We start from the raw sequence: 15,652 nt of genomic DNA on the forward strand, positions 1-15,652 counted from the left end.
AACAAACCTGCCAAAAATCCGGAGGTATTTTCCTCTTTAATTTCCATGACCTGACAAAACATCCCGGAACTCTTCTGAGAAAATTCTCCAGGCCGGGCCTTCAAATCCAGCGACCTGCGGATCCATTTTCCCGGTGATCGGATGATATTCGACGCAACCTGGTTCCGGACCCAGACTCATCTTCATTTCAAGAACAGCCTTAAGTCGCTTCCTGAATGTGCCATCTTGTACGGGGTGCCAAAGTGCCATCGCCCTGAGGTCGTCCGGCACCGAAACAGAGAAGCTCCGCTCTTCTATCCTCTCGTTCACAATCTCTGTAGTTGCACTCAAAAATCGAAACACAGATCCCCGACTCCCCTTTGACTTTCGGGAAACGACCGCATCTGGTTCTACACCAAAAGCCGCGTGAAAAAGACCAATCGCCCGGGGATAGAAGACCCATTTTTCAGCGTTTGGCCGGGCACCACCAGAACTACGATGCTTCAGAACACTCTGCGCATCAGCCACCCACTTCTCTGCTTCAACGGCCCATGCGTGCGGAAGCGGGGGTGGAGGGTCTTCATTATACAGAAAGCTACTGGAGAACCCCCGATAGATCTCAAGGACATCACTGACCTTTTTAACCTGATCCCAATCCAGGCGTGCAGTCAGTTGCTCTCTGATCGTCCATTCAACTGAGTTGTTTAGCCAATGTTGAAAACTTTTCTCGGCGACTTCATCCAGAAGAGGGAGCTCTGTTTTAACGATGATGTTCTTCACATCAACAAAGGTCAGAAGTCTTCGCCACCCGATCGATTCCTGACTAAGGGGAATTAACTTTTCAGATTTTAACACTTCACCGGTCATCCTGAGCCGCCTCTTTCATTCTGCTTAACTCACCCGCCCACCAGTCTGCCATTCTCACCCGTTCCTCCCAGTGTTCTCCCCGCACATAGGCGCGTCGCACGTCGTTGCCCTCAACATGAGCCAGAGCACGTTCAACCGCGTCTGCAGCCCACAGACCGCTTTCGTTTGCGAAGGTGCTGAACGTTGCCCTGAAGCCGTGTGCGGTTATCTGATCGGACGAGTACCCCATCCGTCGGAGTGCAGCGTTCAGAGTGTTTTCCGACATGGGTTTCTTCCAGGAGCGTGCGGAGGGAAACAGATAATCACTTGTTCCCGTATGCCGGTGCAGTTCTTTCAGCTGATCCAGCGCCTGCTGCGGCAACGGAACACGGTGAGGGCGGCGCATTTTCATTCGTTCCGCCGGGACACGCCATGTCGCCTCCTGACACTCAAATTCATCCCATGTCGCCAGTCTGAGCTCTCCGGGGCGCGGGGCCAGAAGGGCAAGCAGATGCAGCGCATGTTTTGTCGCAGGCTGACCCGAGAAAGCATCGATCCGGTTCAGAAGCAGGCCAAGTTCTTTCGGATCAAGTATCGCTGATCTGGAACGCACCTGCGGACGGATAAGCGCGCCCTTAAGTGCCTCTGTAGGATCCTTATGCGCGCGCCCGGTCGCAATTGCATAGCGGAACACTGACCCGATCGTGCTCCTGAGCCGACTGGTTGTTTCATAGGTTCCTTTGCTCTCAACCTGCCGCAGCAGGCGCAGAACATCCGGGGTCTCTATCTGCGCAACAGGGCGTTCTGAAAGCATCGGCGCAGTCTGACTGATGAGCCAGTTCAGCTTCTTCAGAGTAGCAGGCGCCCGCCCTTCTTTTTCCAGCTTTGCTACATACTCCCGGGCCACGACGCCAAAGGTCACTGCGCGTTCCCGTTCGGCCTCAATCCGTGCCAGTTTCCGCTCCTCTCCCGGGTCTTTGTCTTCCAGCAAAAGCAACTTCGCGGCATCACGTTTTTCGCGTGCAAGTTTGAGGCTGACGAGCGGGTAAGGACCCAGAGACAGGAGCTTTTCTCTACCCCCAAACCGGTACTTGAGCCGCCAGAGCCTGGACCCGCCGGGATTGATCAGCAGGTGCAAACCGCCCCCATCGAATATTTTGTAAGGTTTTTCGCGGCTTGCGGTGTTTCGGATGGCTGTATCGGTCAACGGCATGGGAACAGGAATCGAATTAATGTGGTTTTGAAAATACCCCCGGAAATACCCCCAGATTGTCTGGCTGCCCCCGGAATCACCTGAACGACGCTGGACTCAGAATGCAGCAAAATCATGGCGTTACCGAAAATATCGGACAGTGCTGGATGCTGCTGAAAGTATAAATGGTGCCCGGGGGCGGAATCGAACCACCGACACGAGGATTTTCAATCCACTGCTCTACCCCTGAGCTACCCGGGCACGGGAACGACGTTTGTCGTTGGGTGGGGGCCTTCTATGACTTGCTACCAGCGGTGTCCAGAGGCTTTTTCACATTTTTTCAATGCGGTCGCCCGGGCGTGGAGTCCGGCGTGTCAACCTCGGCTTCTAGGTCCTCTTCGCGCTGCGATGGAACCGAATAAGAACCGTTCAGCCACTTGGCCAAATCAATATCTGCACACCGTCTGGAACAGAACGGGCGAAATTTCTGCGCGGTCTCCCCTCCACAAATCGGGCAGCTCATTTCAGAATCTCCATCACGGGAACGCGGCCACGTTTTCGCTGCAACTCAAAATGGCCCAGTGGAGTCCAGCCGACAAGAATCGTCTCGTCCGGGTCTGATCTGAACGCGGCACGTAAAGCGGATTCAAACCCGCGGCGATCCTTCTTTGGCATGGGAGCGAGGTCCAGCGTAATCTGCCCCGCCAGCCCACGCACGCGCAAAGCCCGGGGCAGCATCTTGGCGCAGGCAAAATTGGCTTTGGTGCCCGCGGCCATTGACGTGTCCGCTCCGGTGTTCACATCCACGGCGACCAGTGCGCGCGTGGGTTCGATGTAAAGGTGCCCTCCGCTCGGCAAAGGCTCGGACGTTCCGCGTACCGTATCCAGTGCATCCAAAACGCCGTGGGTTTCGAAACCGCCCGTCTGGGTCACGACTTCGGCCGGGTCAGTCCAGTCGCGCCAGGCAAGGATATGAGGGCTGTCACCTTCGCTGAGCAGTTCTGGCTCGGACCCATCGTCACTCATCACCTGCTCGGCCTGCGCCAACATGGCTGAGATATCTTCCGAGATATCCTCGGCATCTGCTCCTGTACAACAGGAACGGAGGATCAGACCATAGGCGCTATCACCCATGTGTTCATGGGCGATTTCAAGCAATTTGTCACGTATGTCCTCGTCCTTGATACTGCGCGAAATGTTCAGGCCCGGGGCATCCGGCGTGACAATGGCATAGCGACTTTTAAAAAGGATGCGATTGCTCACCGGGATGGCTTTGCCGGGCTCAGCAAACCCGCTGACCTGCACCAACAGCAAGACGCCAGGGGCCAGACCCTTGACTTGTCGCAGGAAAGCCGGACCATCGGGCGTGGTCAGGAACATTCCTCCCTGCCCCTTGACCGGGCGATCAGCGCGGGCGCGGTAGATCGTGCCGGGCGCGGGTGCGTCTGCGGCGATCAGGAAGTCATCCAGCTTGCCGTCGACCATCAGCGCAGCCGCTTCGCGGCCTTGGATGTGGTCCAGAACAATGGTGCGACCTTTCATGATGCCTCGCGATACAGTGGATAGCCGATGCCTTGTAGCAAGGCCGCGGTCTCGGACAGGGGCAGACCGACGATGCCGGTAAACGACCCCGAAATCCATGGAATGAAAGCCCCTGCGGGACCCTGAATGGCATAGGCACCTGCCTTGCCGCGCCAGTCTCCGGTCGCCAGATAGGCGTTTATCTCGACATCCGACAGGCGTTTGACCTTGACCTGTGAGACGACATCACGCTGTAGCACTCGGTCTCCGCGCCGGACCGCAACCGAAGTGATCACGCGGTGACGGCGACCAGACAGGGAATGCAGAAATTCCGCCGCCTGTCCCGCGTCCTCGGGTTTTCCCAGTATCCGGCGCCCCAAGGCCACGGTGGTATCTGCACAGAGGGTAACGTCGTCTCTATCCGACTGAACCGCCTGCACTTTTTGACGCGTGATGCGGTTGCAATACGGAACCGGAAGCTCGCCCTTCAAGGGCGTTTCATCGATGTCAGGTGGGCGGATGGCGTCTGGCTGCACGCCAAGCTGAGCCAGCAGGTCCAGCCGTCTTGGGCTGCCCGATCCGAGAATAAACGCCATTGCGGCAGGCGTTACTTGAAGCGGTAGTTGATCCGACCCTTGGTCAGATCATATGGGGTCATCTCGACCTGAACCTTATCGCCGGCCAGAACACGGATGCGGTTCTTACGCATCTTGCCTGCCGTATGTGCGATGATCTCATGGCCGTTTTCCAGCTCGACCCGAAACGTCGCATTAGGCAGGAGTTCCTTCACGACACCGGGAAATTCGAGCGTATCTTCCTTGGCCATGTTGTCTCCATCATTACGTTGCACCCGCAGAATCTGCGGGGATGTGCGCTTAAATGAGCCTATTCCGGCCTTATTTCAAGGGCGGAATCGCCTAAAGGGCGGATATTGTGACCGATTCGACTCGGGGGGCCTGTTCTTGCCAATGGGTTCGGTTCAGCACGTGGCCGTCGGCGCGAACCTCGGCGATGGCTGACAGGTCGACGTCTGCATAGGTCCAGCCGGGCTGGTTCAATGCGCCTTCGGCCAGCACACCGGTGGCCGGGAAACCTTTATCGGGCGGGCCGAACACACCGCCTGTTCCGGTGTTCATATCCACCGCCTCGGACCACTCGTTGTTTCCGACCAGCGAAGCCATAACTGTAACGCATTGATTTTCCAACGCTCTTGACATCGCGCCTATCCGCACGCGCCAGTAGCCCGAAAGCGCTTCGGTACAGGACGGGACAAGGATCAGGTCTGCCTCACTCAGTGCGCGGCCCAGCAGGGGGAACTCGCTGTCATAACAGATCAAAACACCGATTTTGCCCAGCGCTGTGTCAAATAGTTTCAGCGGACCGCCGGGTGCAATGGCCCATTGCTCGCGTTCGAACCGGGTCATGATCTGTTTGTCCTGATGATCGCAACTGCCATCCGGGGCGTAAAATGCGGCGCGGTTCACCGGACGACCGGGACCATCCACAACCGGAGCAGATGCGCCCAGAATGTAGGTTTTGTACGCCCTGGCGAGGCGGGTGTGCAGGTTTTGTACATCTTCCATCCGGTCGGAGACGGCCCGGATGGAACGCTCCAGATCACCGGCAACCTCGGCGCCGTCCAGGGTCGAGAGCTCCATCGCGCCGTATTCAGGGAAGACCAGCAACTCGGCCCCCTGCCCTGCGGCCTGGGACACCCAGCGGTTCAGCTTATCTTCGTATTGTGCCCAGCTGTCGAGCCAGTCGAGGTTATAAGCGGCGGTTGCGACTTTCATGGCAGCGTCCCCGTGCGATCAAATTCGCATGACCTTAGTCGGGGACACAGACCGGAGTACAGCCCAATTACCCTGCGGTCGTCGGATCGATGATCGTGGTCACTTCGGTGATCGTGTTGGCCGGAAACCCGCTGAGCTCGGCGTGCTTGTGGATCGCGTCCTCACTCTCGGCCAGATAGATGCAAAAGGTCTTGTCACCGGCAACATAGGAATGCTCCCACTGCACGCCGGGTATTTGAGCCAGCGCTTCGTTCGACTTCGCAGATGCGCCGCACAGTTCCTCACCGGACATGGAACCGACACCCGGAAGATCGCGTTCGATAACATAGCGTTTCATTGCACTTCCCCCACAGAAAACCTATCAATACCACGATTCGAGGTTTTTTTCTGCGCTTGGCGTTCAGAGATCCCGGATCCAGAACTGCAACGGCTTCAGCGTCTCACCCTCTTCCCCGATGTCTTTCCACGAAAACTGCGCGATCGCGCCGGGCAAAGGCGCATATCCTCGTGCGCGCCAGAAAGAGTCCAGCGGGCGGTAATTGTTGGGCCGCATCGGGTGATCGGCGGGGCGTTGCACACCGCAGAAGGCGCATTTGGTGAAGCCCAGCGTGCGGGCGTGGGCCTCGCGTTCGTCGAAGAACCTGTGACCGACACCCTGCCCCCTGTACTCGGGCAACAGCACCGATTCCGCGCAATAGAATATGTCGTTCAGATCAAGGCCTCTGCCCTCGAAGGCCGCAGCGAAATCTTCGGCGTGGTCGATCAGGGGCGCGCCGGTTGACGCGCCGATCAGGCGGTCCTTGTCGAAGGCGCCGACCACAATGGCCTTGTCGCTGTCGCGGTAGGATTGCAGGTATTTCCGCTCATATTCGAGGTCGCCGTCATAGAGATACGGCCAGTCATGAAACACCTTGATCCGCAGGCGGGCAACGTCATCCAGAGCGGGCTCCAGCGCCTCCCCTGTCAGGGGGCGGACGACGGTGACTTTAGCCATTCGAGACCTGATTGGTCCAGTCGGCAAGATTGTAGAACGTGGTGACGCGGGTGATCTTGCCGTCTTTGAGGTCAAAGAACGACCCGGCAGGCAGGCGGTAAGTCTGACCATGCGCGTCAGGCAGGCCTTCGTCCGTTACCAGATAAGTCCCGTTGACAATAAACTCAGCCGCCGCGCGGGTGCCGCCCTGCGCTTCGAACACAATGATGTCGGTCAGGTTCTCTTTGTAGCAGCGGTTCATATGGGCGCAGAACGCGGCGAACTTTTCCTTGCCAGTGCGGATCTGGCCTTCGTTCACGTGATGGGCCACGTCATCTGACAGGCAGGCCAGCATGGCATCCACGTCACCGGCATTGAAGGCTTCGAAATAGGTTTTAACGGTCTGGTTCATGGTCACTCCGTAGGTTCGCCCCAGCGATCTTTCAGATGTTTGATGATCTGATCGCGGGTCTGTCGGTAGTGATGTAGCTTTTGTTCGCGGGTCTCGCCCATCCCGGTAGGGTCCATTATTGGCCAATAATCGACATCGAGGTGAAAAACCCGGGTCAGTTCCAGCGCCTGACGCTGACTGGCGGGTGACAGCGCCACGATCAGGTCAAACGAGCTGAGATCGTCGCCCCATTCCTGCATCTCGTCAAAGGAGCGCGAGCGGTGGCGGGACAGTTCGACACCCACTTCGTGGCATGCCGCGATACAGAACCCGTCGATTTCCAGATCGTTGTGCACGCCAGCGGACTGAACATAGGTACCAGTGCCGTAAAATTTCTTCATCAGCCCCTCGGCCATCGGAGATCGAACCGAGTTATGGTCGCAACAGAACAGGACCGACTGCGGCAGAGGCTTCACCCGTCAGCCCCCGAAATGTAGCACGCAGATCAGCGTGAACAGGCGTCGGGCCGTATCAGTATCCACTTCTGCTTTTCCCTCCAGCCGTTCTTGTAGAACGCGGCTGCCTTCGTTGTGGATGCCGCGGCGGGCCATGTCGATGGTCTCGATCTGGCTCGGCGGCAGGGTCTTGACCGCGTCGAAATAGCTTTCACAGATCTGGAAGTAATCCTTGACCACCTGCCGGAACGGGCCAAGCGACAGGTGAAATTCAGCGGCTTTTTCGGCCTCTTCCGTCTCGATATCAAAGACCAGCCGTTTGTCGCGGATCGACAGCTGCACGTGGTAAGGCCCATCAGGTGCGACACGGTCATCCCGTTTGGGCAGCGAAAAGCTGTTATCTTCCAGCAGATCATAGATGGCAACCTTGCGTTCCTGCTCGATCTCGGGGGTCGGAGGCGGCAGGTTTCGGTCATCCAGTTCGATATGCGAAATACGGGTCATCTTTACGGCAACTATCCTTGTGTCAGCACAGACCTATAACAACGGCATTCCGTCGGCAACGCAGAGAAGCGCCATACATGCCCGGTCTTTACGTCATTTCAGCCATTCAGGCGGTTCAGGCGCGCCGTGACCGAAAGGCCGTGCGCCTCGAGGCTTTCCGATTGCGCCAGCTGTTCAGCGGCGGGACCGATCGCGCGCAGGGCTTTGGGGGTCATTTGGCTGAGTGTCGTGCGTTTGAGGAAATCCATCACGCTGAGCCCGGACGAGAACCGGGCGGACCGGGCCGTTGGAAGCACGTGGTTGGGGCCGCCGACATAATCACCGATGGCTTCGGGGGTGTATTGGCCTAGAAAGATTGCCCCGGCGTGGATGGTCTTTTCGCTCAGCGCGACCGGGTCCGCGACGCAAAGCTCCAGATGCTCCGGGGCGATACGGTTGGAAAGCGCCGCGGCCTCGTCCAGATCGCGTACTGTGATGATGGCGCCAAAGTCGCGCCAGCTGGCCCCGGCGATGACGCGGCGTTGCAGGGTTTCGAGGCGCTTTTCGACAGCCTTGGCAACGCTGTGGCCAAATGCGGCGTCGTCGGTGATCAGGATCGATTGCGCGCTTTCATCATGTTCGGCCTGGCTGAGCAGGTCCAGTGCGATCCAGTCCGGGTCATTGTCCTTGTCGGCAATGACCAGGATTTCCGAGGGGCCCGCAATCATGTCGATGCCGACCTTGCCAAAGACGCGCCGCTTGGCTGCCGCCACAAAGGCATTGCCCGGGCCGGTGATCTTGTCGACCGGTGCGATGGTGTCGGTGCCATAGGCCAGCGCCGCCACGGCCTGCGCTCCGCCGATGCGATACACTTCGTCCACGCCCGACAATTGTGCCGCCAGCAGCACCAGCGGATTCACCTTCCCGTCCGGCGTGGGCACCACGATGGCTAGCCGGTCCACGCCCGCCACCTTGGCCGGAATGGCATTCATCAAAACCGAGGACGGGTAAGAGGCCAGCCCGCCGGGCACATACAACCCCGCAGCAGAGACCGCAGACCAGCGCCAGCCCAGCGTTACGCCCGCCGCGTCAGTCCATTGGTGATCCTCGGGCATCTGCCGTTCGTGATAGGCCCGGATCCGGCCGGCGGCCAGCTCCAGCGCCGCGCGGTCTTCGGACCCGACTTGCGCCACCGCATCTGAAATCTCCTGCGCGCTGAAGGCCAGCGTTTCGGGCGTCAGCTCCAGCCGGTCGAATTTCGCGGTCAGTTCGATGACTGCCGCGTCGCCCCGGTTGCGTACATCGTCGATGATCTGCGCCACAACTGCATCCACATCCGGACTGTCTTCGCGCTTGGCAGACAGAAGGGTCTGGAAGGCGGCTTCGAAATCGGGCGATGTGGCGTCGAGGAAAACGGGCATGGTCTGGCACTCCGGGCGTTGCGCCACGGGACATATCGCCCACGGGGCGCGGCCTCAACCCTCAGCCCGCGGGGTGCAGCGATTTGCGCATGGCAAAGCAGGACAGGTCCTGACGGTCACTGCATTGCCCCGTGACCTGCCAGCCGTGGCGCAGATAGAACTCGCGCGCAGTCCGGGTGCCAACAAGATGCGCCTCGGAACAGCCGCACGCGACCAGTTGCCGCTCCAGCCGGTTGAGCAGTGCGGCCCCCACCCCGCTGCCCGCGTGATCCGGGTCAACATAGAGCAAGGTGATCTTGCCGGTTTCGAACAATCCTCCGACCGCAGCCACCTGCCCTTCACGCTCGGCCAGCCAGATCTGGGATCCCGGCTTGAACCAGCCCCGGATGGTCGCCGGGTCTTTGTTCGCGGTCCACTGTTTTAGATAGTCGGGATCGTTGTTGTGATCGGCCACGCAAAGCTGAGTGATCGACCGGATCAGCACCCGGCTTACGTTAAACACATCGAATACCGTGGCCGGGCGCAATACGATGCCATCGTGCACCTTCAAAAACGCCTGAGAAATGCCACGCTTGTTTTGCATCTATTCGGGGTGTTGCGGGGCCCGGCCGGATGGGGCCTGATACGGGCGCGTGACGTCTTTTAGCGTGGCTTCCAACGCCTCGACCGTCAGGCGGATCGCGCCATCACCCGCCAGTGTCAGCAAGACCTGGCCCGCGCCATCCTCGCCGGGTTCGAATTCGACGGACAGCAGGGACATGACCATGTCCTTCTCGCCGCGATCAATGCCCTGACTGGCCACGGACAGAACGGAATCGAAGACCAGAACCGACTGCACCCGTTCAAACGGGCGGTCACGACGGGCGGCGGCATCCTTGTCTTCCCAGCGAAAGCGATTCAGCAACAAGCCGAAGCGGCGCTTCGACGGTTGCCATTTCATCTCGGTCACAGGAAAAACCGCGTCCTGGGCTAGGGTCGAGATCACCTTCAGATCATCTGCATCCTCGGCCCCCAGATTCAGCGGGGCTTCGCGCCCGTCTTCAAAACTTGCGTCCGTCATTCGCCCTTGATCCGTTCGATTTTTGCACCCACGCCTTCCAGCTTGCGCACCACATGCTCATATCCGCGGTCCAAATGATAGACCCGGCTTACCGTTGTCTCGCCTTCAGCCGCCAATCCGGCAAGGATCAGCGACACCGAAGCCCGCAGATCTGTCGCCATCACCCGGGCACCTTTCAGCGTTTCGACACCCGTGACGGTGGCGGTGCCGCCATGCACTTCGATATTCGCGCCCATGCGCACAAGTTCCGGGGCATGCATGAAACGGTTTTCGAAAATACGTTCTTCCAAAACCGAAACTCCTTCGGCGGTGCACATCAGCGCCATCATCTGCGCCTGCAGGTCGGTCGGGAAACCCGGGAAAGGTTCCGTAACCACATCCACGGCTTGCACGCGGCCATTCTTGCGGGCCACTTTCAAGCCGTTTTGGGTTTCGGTGACACTGACACCCGCCGCGTCGAGTTTGGCGGCAAAGGAGTCGACCAGCGACATGCGCCCGCCCAGCAGCTCGACCTCGCCGCCGCAAATCGCCGGGGCCAGCATATAGGTGCCCAGTTCAATCCGGTCGGTGACAACCTGATGTGTGGCACCGTGCAGCCGGTCGACGCCCTGAATTTCTATGGTCGAGCTGCCCTCACCTGAAATCTGTGCACCCATCTTTCGCAGGCATTCGACCAGATCGACAATCTCGGGCTCGCGCGCCGCGTTCTTCAGAACCGTGGTGCCCTTGGCCAGCGTTGCCGCCATGACGATGTTTTCAGTGGCCCCGACTGAGGCAAAGCGCATCTCATGCACCGCGCCTTTCAGCCCACCCGGAGCCCTGGCGTGCAGATAACCGTCCTTCAGCTCGATCTCGGCACCCAGCGCTTCAAGCCCCTCCATGTGCAGGTCCATCGGACGGGCTCCGATCGCGCAGCCACCGGGCAGAGAAACGACCGCTTGTCCAAATCGCGCAAGCAAAGGACCCAGCACCAGATTCGAAGCACGCATCTTGCGCACGATGTCATAATCTGCCGTTTGGCTGGTCAGGTTGTGGCTCGACATCGCGATCACCTGACCATCCTGCAGCGACGACACCTCGGCCCCCAGCGATTGCAGCAGAGCCGTCATGGTCTTGATGTCGCTGAGGCGTGGCGCGTTGGTCAGCGTCAGCGGTTCTTCGCTCAGCAAAGTCGCAGGCATCAGTGTCAGACACGCGTTCTTGGCCCCCGCAATCGGTATTTGACCGTTCAGCGGGCCGTTGCCCGTCACCAGAATCGAATCCATCTGCTCTTATCCCTCGTCCTTGTCAGGTTTGTCCCCGGAGGCCGCCCGCGCCTTGGCTTGCGCCTTGCGCCGCGCCATATTGGCCTTCAACGCCGTTTTCAGCCGCTCTTCGCGCGCATCCCCGGATTTGCCTTGTTTTTTGGGTGAATTTTTTTCCGTCATGATCTTTCTCTACAGGAGGCGAAAAAAACCGTCCAGACACCCTTGCGCCGCGTTTCGTTTGAGTCTAATCACCCGCCCACAGCGCTGCTGTAGCTCAGAGGTAGAGCACTCCCTTGGTAAGGGAGAGGTCGAGAGTTCAATTCTCTCCAGCAGCACCATCTCGCTTTTTTGCCCCGAGATATCCCTTAAGTATCTGAAAGTGAGTGAAAATTCGGGAGCTCCATACAAACCGTTTTGACAGTATTTATTGGCTCAGTAAACACCAACCGAAGGACGGTTTGGCGCATAGAAAAGTCACCATTTTTATATATTTTCCAAGGACTTGATAGAAATCGCAGGGCGAATTCCATACGATCCTCAAACCGACCCTTCTCAGGGACGGAATTTTCGATCTTCTCCTTAAGTAGAATCTTGTCACGTTCGGCCCCTCGGGAGGGCGTTAGCAAGCCAACCCAAACAACGGAGATGACATCATGGCACGCGAACCCGATTTCAGTTTTTTCCTTCAGGCTGTATCGAGGTTTATAACCCGGGCATCTTTCCCTCACTAAAGGCTGGCAGAAACACAACCCCAGCGTTACTGAAAGAGACCAGTTAATCTGTTTTTGAGGGCTTCGATGCTGAGAATTTTTCTTATTGCCGCATCCATTTTCCATACCGCCAGCCAGGCGGAAGCACGGGAGAAGAAAGTTGCCAAAGCAGGTGTTTGGGACATCTACTGCGACACGTCCAAGTCAGAGTGTTCGACGATCCAAGGCATCAAGTACCACGGCAAGAACATCGCGAACATAATTGGTATCCCGATAGACAACAGCGAGGTTGTAGCCGGGCTCGTTTTGCAGTTGCCTGCAACAACGGACTTGAACAATGGAGTGGTTGTGACACTTGATGGCAGGTTCAGTCGAAAGTACGCATACCAGTTTTGCGCTCCACAATATTGCCAAGTCAACATCGGGCTGACGAAAGAATTGTTGAACTCAGAATTCGGAAAGGTGGAGTATTACTTTGCGGCTTCTCCAACCGTCAAACGCAGTTTTACGTTCTCACTTTATGGGTTTTCTGCGGCTATCGAAGAGGTTCGGAAACGCGGCTACCCCTCCAATTGACCACAAGTTGCTGAAACCGGCCAGCGACCTGGAAAGGTACCTGCGTGCAGGTCGATCCATACCGTGACGCTGTTATCCGGGCGTTGACCTCGATTTGGTTGTGGACTGTCAAACAGTGGAAAAGATGCCGGGCAAGCTCCGCACAGGACGTCATTCCTGTTTACAATCCATTGCTTTATTTCAGGTGGGTGGTAGCGGAGGAGGGACTTGAACCCCCGACACGCGGATTATGATTCCGCTGCTCTAACCAACTGAGCTACTCCGCCTTGAGTGAGAGGCGATGTAAGCGAGGGGCCCGGGAGGGTCAAGAGGGAAATCAACCAGCCCGAAGATTTCTTTCACGCGTGCCCAGATGGCTTGTTCTGCAAGGACATCCGGGGGGATGTGGTTGCGCCCGTCATCCTGCGGATGAAGGCAGCGCAGATTTCGGGCTCAGTAATCGGAATCATGTGACCGAACTCTTCCAGCTCTTCATAGCTCAGTCCGAAATCGGTCATTGTTGGCCCATGCAGCGGCGGGGACAGTATTGCGTCCTGACGGCCATACAAGATGCCCCCGGGGACAGTCAGATCCGGATAGCGTGCGACCTGCGCGTTGATGCTGGTGTCGACACCGACAACATCCTGAGACGCTGTGATAAAGGCCGAAGGCCGCAGGCCAAGCGCGCCGCCTGCCCGGTCCAGAAAGTCATCCGGCGGGGTCTCCGGGTCAAACGCTGCGCCCAGCGTGTGCGGCGCGGTTTTGGACGCCAGAGGAACGGCGAGCGTGTTGCCGATCAGACTGCGCAGCCATTCGGAGCGGATCTCGAGCGGTTTGAAGATCGCCGGGGTTTCGGGCAGTTTGTGAGTCAGCGGTGCCAGCAGCGCCAGCCCGGCAATTCGGGCCGGATGGTCCAGTGCCATCGCCAATGAAACCGCGCCCCCCAGCGAGTGGCCGACCAGAACGGCCCGGTCCACGCCTTTTTTGTCCAGAAACTCAGCAATCATGCCAGCCTGGTGGGGCAATTGCGCCAGCTCGGCCGTATCGCGCGTTGAATACCCGCATCCCGGCCGGTCCAGCGCGATAACGTGGTAGTCGTCGGCCAGAAGATCCACCAGCGCATAGGTAAAGTGCTGCAACTGCCCGGCCAGGCCATGGATCATGACGATGGTCTGTGCGTCGGGGTTTCCCCTTTCCACATAGTGAATGCTGCCGCCGCGAACGGGTGTGATCTGACCCAGCTGTGGCACGGTTTCAAGACCGTGGCGTGTTATCCTCCGGGTCCACAGGTTCGTGACAAACAGGGCCACGGCAAAGACGGCGATCACGATCAGAACAGTTGTCATTCAACTTTCTCCATTGCCAAGGGCGGCGGGTCTGTATTGTTCCAACCCCGATTGTGCCATGCGTTTCTGGAACTCGGCAACCGTGCCGGGCCAAAGGGTCGTGTTCCGCCCTTCCGCATCCATGTACCACGATGAACAGCCCCCGGCCTGCCAGACGCCGTCCGAGTGGCGGTCGTGCATTTCCCGTGTGAACGCCGCCTGTCTGGCTGCGTCAGGAGTAATCGCGGACAGACCCTTGTGCTGCATCTCGCTCAGGACCCGGCCAATATGGCCAACCTGGGCCTCGATCATCAGCACGACCGAGTTATGCCCCAGCCCGGTATGCGGCCCCAGAAGGAGGAAGAAATTGGGGAAACCCGCAATTGCGGTACCCAGATGCGCGCACATGCCATCCGACCAGGCTGAGCGCAACGTCAGCCCGTCTGTGCCGGTGATGTCCAGACGCTCGACCACGTCGGTTACGTGAAACCCCGTGCCCCAGATCAAGGCATCCGCCTTGGTCTGGGTGCCATCCGCCGCGATGACTGTGTCACCTTCAATTCGGGCGACGCCTTTCGGAACAACGCTGACATTGTCGCGGGCCAGGGTCGGGTACCAATCGTTCGAGCTCAGGATTCGTTTGCAGCCGATCCGGTAGTCGGGGGTCAGAACCCGTTGTTCGGCCGGATCGGTGATGGCGCGCTCCAATGCCTTTCGCCACATTTTCAAGGCAAAATTCACCGCACGTTCCTCACCGCGAAACACGCGGTGGCGAAATTCGAAGATCATGAATATCAACTTGCGCCGAATGCGCGGCAAAATGGGAAACCGGGCGTAAAGGCTGCGCACCCAGGGCGCAATCGGGCCGTCCGGGCGCGGCATCACGTAAGGCGCACTGCGCTGAAAGATCGTGACGTGACCTGCAATTCCGGCGATTTCGGGTACAAACTGAACAGCGGACGCCCCGGTACCGACGACCGCAACGCTCTTGCCGGTCAGATCGACATCGTGATTCCATTCGGCGGAGTGGAAACTGGGGCCGGGAAACCTGTCTGCGCCGGGGATTTCCGGAATGCTGGGATAATGAAGTGCACCAATGGCCGAGACCAGAAACCGGGCCGACCAGTGCTGACCATCCATCGTTTCAACTTGCCAGCGCGTTCCATCCCACCTGGCCGATTTCAGCTCCTGCCCGAAGTGGCACAGGTCATACAACCCTTCCTGACGCGCGACCTTTTGCAGATAAGCCTGTATTTCTGCGCCACCGGCATACGCGCGGCTCCAATGCGGGTTGAGGTGGGTCGCCATAGAATACAGATGCGATGGCACATCACAGGCGACACCGGGATAGGTGTTTTCGCGCCATGTCCCCCCGATATCATCGGCCTTTTCCAAAATCGCGATATCCTTGATACCGCGTTTGCGGGCCTCAAGCGCCATCGTCAGCCCGGCAAACCCGGCGCCGACGATCAGCATCTCTGTTTTGTGGTGCATGAGTGAGTGCCTTCAGAATCAACCTTACGTTTATCTGTTGCAGATGTATGCACTTGATTGGCTGTGAAGTAGGTCACACAGGGGAAAATGACCGGGCGTCCTTTCGTTACAAATGGATGAAAAAATGGATTGGCTTAACCTTTGTCGCTTCTTGCAAGCACATATCGCAATCAGAGAGGTGGGCGCGCCGCGAATCCGTCAGTTTGT

At 58.4% G+C, this 15,652-nt stretch carries 20 protein-coding genes and 3 tRNA genes; 2 read left to right on the top strand and 21 right to left on the bottom strand.

Going from position 1 to position 15,652, the window contains the following annotated elements; translation table 11 throughout:
* Positions 1-36: 36 nt before the first annotated feature.
* The 18 genes from AC2FLP_RS09355 to AC2FLP_RS09440 all read right to left on the bottom strand — a co-directional run bounded on the left by AC2FLP_RS09355 (position 37) and on the right by AC2FLP_RS09440 (position 11,541).
* Positions 37-846: a hypothetical protein gene (locus AC2FLP_RS09355; RefSeq protein ID WP_496683514.1), complete on the bottom strand. Its 810-nt coding sequence runs from the start codon at positions 844-846 to the stop codon at positions 37-39.
* Positions 836-2,038 (bottom strand): tyrosine-type recombinase/integrase, encoded by a 1,203-nt coding sequence (locus AC2FLP_RS09360; RefSeq protein WP_496683512.1) that lies wholly within the window; start codon positions 2,036-2,038, stop codon positions 836-838. The genes AC2FLP_RS09355 and AC2FLP_RS09360 overlap by 11 nt, the downstream gene beginning before the upstream one ends.
* A 165-nt stretch (positions 2,039-2,203) precedes the next feature.
* Positions 2,204-2,278 (bottom strand) — tRNA-Phe (locus tag AC2FLP_RS09365).
* A 79-nt stretch (positions 2,279-2,357) separates the two neighbouring features.
* Positions 2,358-2,540 carry a DNA gyrase inhibitor YacG gene (locus tag AC2FLP_RS09370; protein ID WP_117868192.1) on the bottom strand — a complete coding sequence of 61 codons (183 nt, stop codon included), beginning with the start codon at positions 2,538-2,540 and terminating at the stop codon, positions 2,358-2,360.
* Positions 2,537-3,559, bottom strand: coding sequence for a ribonuclease E/G (locus tag AC2FLP_RS09375; RefSeq protein WP_496683510.1), 1,023 nt, complete (start codon positions 3,557-3,559; stop codon positions 2,537-2,539). The genes AC2FLP_RS09370 and AC2FLP_RS09375 overlap by 4 nt, the downstream gene beginning before the upstream one ends.
* Positions 3,556-4,134 (bottom strand): Maf family protein, encoded by a 579-nt coding sequence (locus AC2FLP_RS09380; protein WP_299895135.1) that lies wholly within the window; start codon positions 4,132-4,134, stop codon positions 3,556-3,558. Before AC2FLP_RS09380 ends, AC2FLP_RS09375 begins: the two co-directional genes overlap by 4 nt.
* Positions 4,135-4,145: 11 nt before the next feature.
* Entirely contained in the window at positions 4,146-4,364 is a 219-nt protein-coding gene (gene infA, locus AC2FLP_RS09385) for a translation initiation factor IF-1 (protein WP_005978431.1), read from the bottom strand.
* A gap of 91 nt (positions 4,365-4,455) precedes the next feature.
* Positions 4,456-5,331 (bottom strand): carbon-nitrogen hydrolase family protein, encoded by an 876-nt coding sequence (locus AC2FLP_RS09390; RefSeq protein WP_299895138.1) that lies wholly within the window; start codon positions 5,329-5,331, stop codon positions 4,456-4,458.
* A 67-nt stretch (positions 5,332-5,398) separates the two neighbouring features.
* The gene (locus AC2FLP_RS09395; RefSeq protein ID WP_117868185.1) at positions 5,399-5,668 is read right to left on the bottom strand and encodes a DUF4242 domain-containing protein; all 270 of its coding nucleotides are present in this window, start codon (positions 5,666-5,668) and stop codon (positions 5,399-5,401) included.
* Between the two features lie 63 nt (positions 5,669-5,731).
* The gene (locus AC2FLP_RS09400) at positions 5,732-6,325 is read right to left on the bottom strand and encodes a GNAT family N-acetyltransferase (protein WP_496683507.1); all 594 of its coding nucleotides are present in this window, start codon (positions 6,323-6,325) and stop codon (positions 5,732-5,734) included.
* Positions 6,318-6,716 (bottom strand): ketosteroid isomerase-related protein, encoded by a 399-nt coding sequence (locus AC2FLP_RS09405; protein WP_117868181.1) that lies wholly within the window; start codon positions 6,714-6,716, stop codon positions 6,318-6,320. Before AC2FLP_RS09405 ends, AC2FLP_RS09400 begins: the two co-directional genes overlap by 8 nt.
* 2 nt (positions 6,717-6,718) lie before the next feature.
* Complete coding sequence (locus AC2FLP_RS09410) at positions 6,719-7,171, bottom strand: arsenate-mycothiol transferase ArsC (protein WP_117868179.1); 453 nt, start codon at positions 7,169-7,171, stop codon at positions 6,719-6,721.
* Positions 7,172-7,174: 3 nt separating this feature from the next.
* Positions 7,175-7,654 (bottom strand): UPF0262 family protein, encoded by a 480-nt coding sequence (locus tag AC2FLP_RS09415; protein WP_117868176.1) that lies wholly within the window; start codon positions 7,652-7,654, stop codon positions 7,175-7,177.
* 98 nt (positions 7,655-7,752) lie between these two features.
* Positions 7,753-9,054, bottom strand: coding sequence for a histidinol dehydrogenase (hisD, locus tag AC2FLP_RS09420; protein ID WP_496683504.1), 1,302 nt, complete (start codon positions 9,052-9,054; stop codon positions 7,753-7,755).
* Between the two features lie 61 nt (positions 9,055-9,115).
* A complete protein-coding gene (locus tag AC2FLP_RS09425) occupies positions 9,116-9,637 on the bottom strand; it encodes a GNAT family N-acetyltransferase (RefSeq protein WP_496683502.1) in 522 nt (173 codons plus the stop codon).
* Positions 9,638-10,114, bottom strand: a complete 477-nt coding sequence (locus AC2FLP_RS09430; protein ID WP_425078762.1) for a DUF2948 family protein — start codon at positions 10,112-10,114, stop codon at positions 9,638-9,640. It abuts the gene before it with no gap.
* A complete protein-coding gene (gene murA, locus AC2FLP_RS09435) occupies positions 10,111-11,379 on the bottom strand; it encodes a UDP-N-acetylglucosamine 1-carboxyvinyltransferase (RefSeq protein WP_496683500.1) in 1,269 nt (422 codons plus the stop codon). The genes AC2FLP_RS09430 and murA overlap by 4 nt, the downstream gene beginning before the upstream one ends.
* Before the next feature lie 6 nt (positions 11,380-11,385).
* On the bottom strand, positions 11,386-11,541 hold the full coding sequence (locus AC2FLP_RS09440; protein WP_496683498.1) for a hypothetical protein: 156 nt from the start codon (positions 11,539-11,541) through the stop codon (positions 11,386-11,388).
* 83 nt (positions 11,542-11,624) lie between these two features.
* Here AC2FLP_RS09440 and AC2FLP_RS09445 point away from each other — a divergent pair.
* Together AC2FLP_RS09445 and AC2FLP_RS09450 are read left to right on the top strand one after the other, a co-directional pair.
* A tRNA-Thr gene (locus AC2FLP_RS09445) sits at positions 11,625-11,699 on the top strand.
* Between the two features lie 459 nt (positions 11,700-12,158).
* Positions 12,159-12,647, top strand: coding sequence for an invasion associated locus B family protein (locus tag AC2FLP_RS09450; RefSeq protein WP_496683496.1), 489 nt, complete (start codon positions 12,159-12,161; stop codon positions 12,645-12,647).
* Between the two features lie 189 nt (positions 12,648-12,836).
* On the opposite strand, the gene AC2FLP_RS09455 is transcribed toward AC2FLP_RS09450, so the two are convergent.
* From AC2FLP_RS09455 to AC2FLP_RS09465, 3 genes are all read right to left on the bottom strand, one after another.
* A tRNA-Met gene (locus AC2FLP_RS09455) sits at positions 12,837-12,913 on the bottom strand.
* A gap of 72 nt (positions 12,914-12,985) precedes the next feature.
* Positions 12,986-13,972 (bottom strand): alpha/beta fold hydrolase, encoded by a 987-nt coding sequence (locus AC2FLP_RS09460; protein WP_496683494.1) that lies wholly within the window; start codon positions 13,970-13,972, stop codon positions 12,986-12,988.
* The gene (locus AC2FLP_RS09465) at positions 13,973-15,445 is read right to left on the bottom strand and encodes a flavin-containing monooxygenase (RefSeq protein ID WP_117868093.1); all 1,473 of its coding nucleotides are present in this window, start codon (positions 15,443-15,445) and stop codon (positions 13,973-13,975) included.
* Positions 15,446-15,652 lie beyond the last annotated feature (207 nt).

The organism is Ruegeria sp. CDSA141, assembly GCF_059612005.1.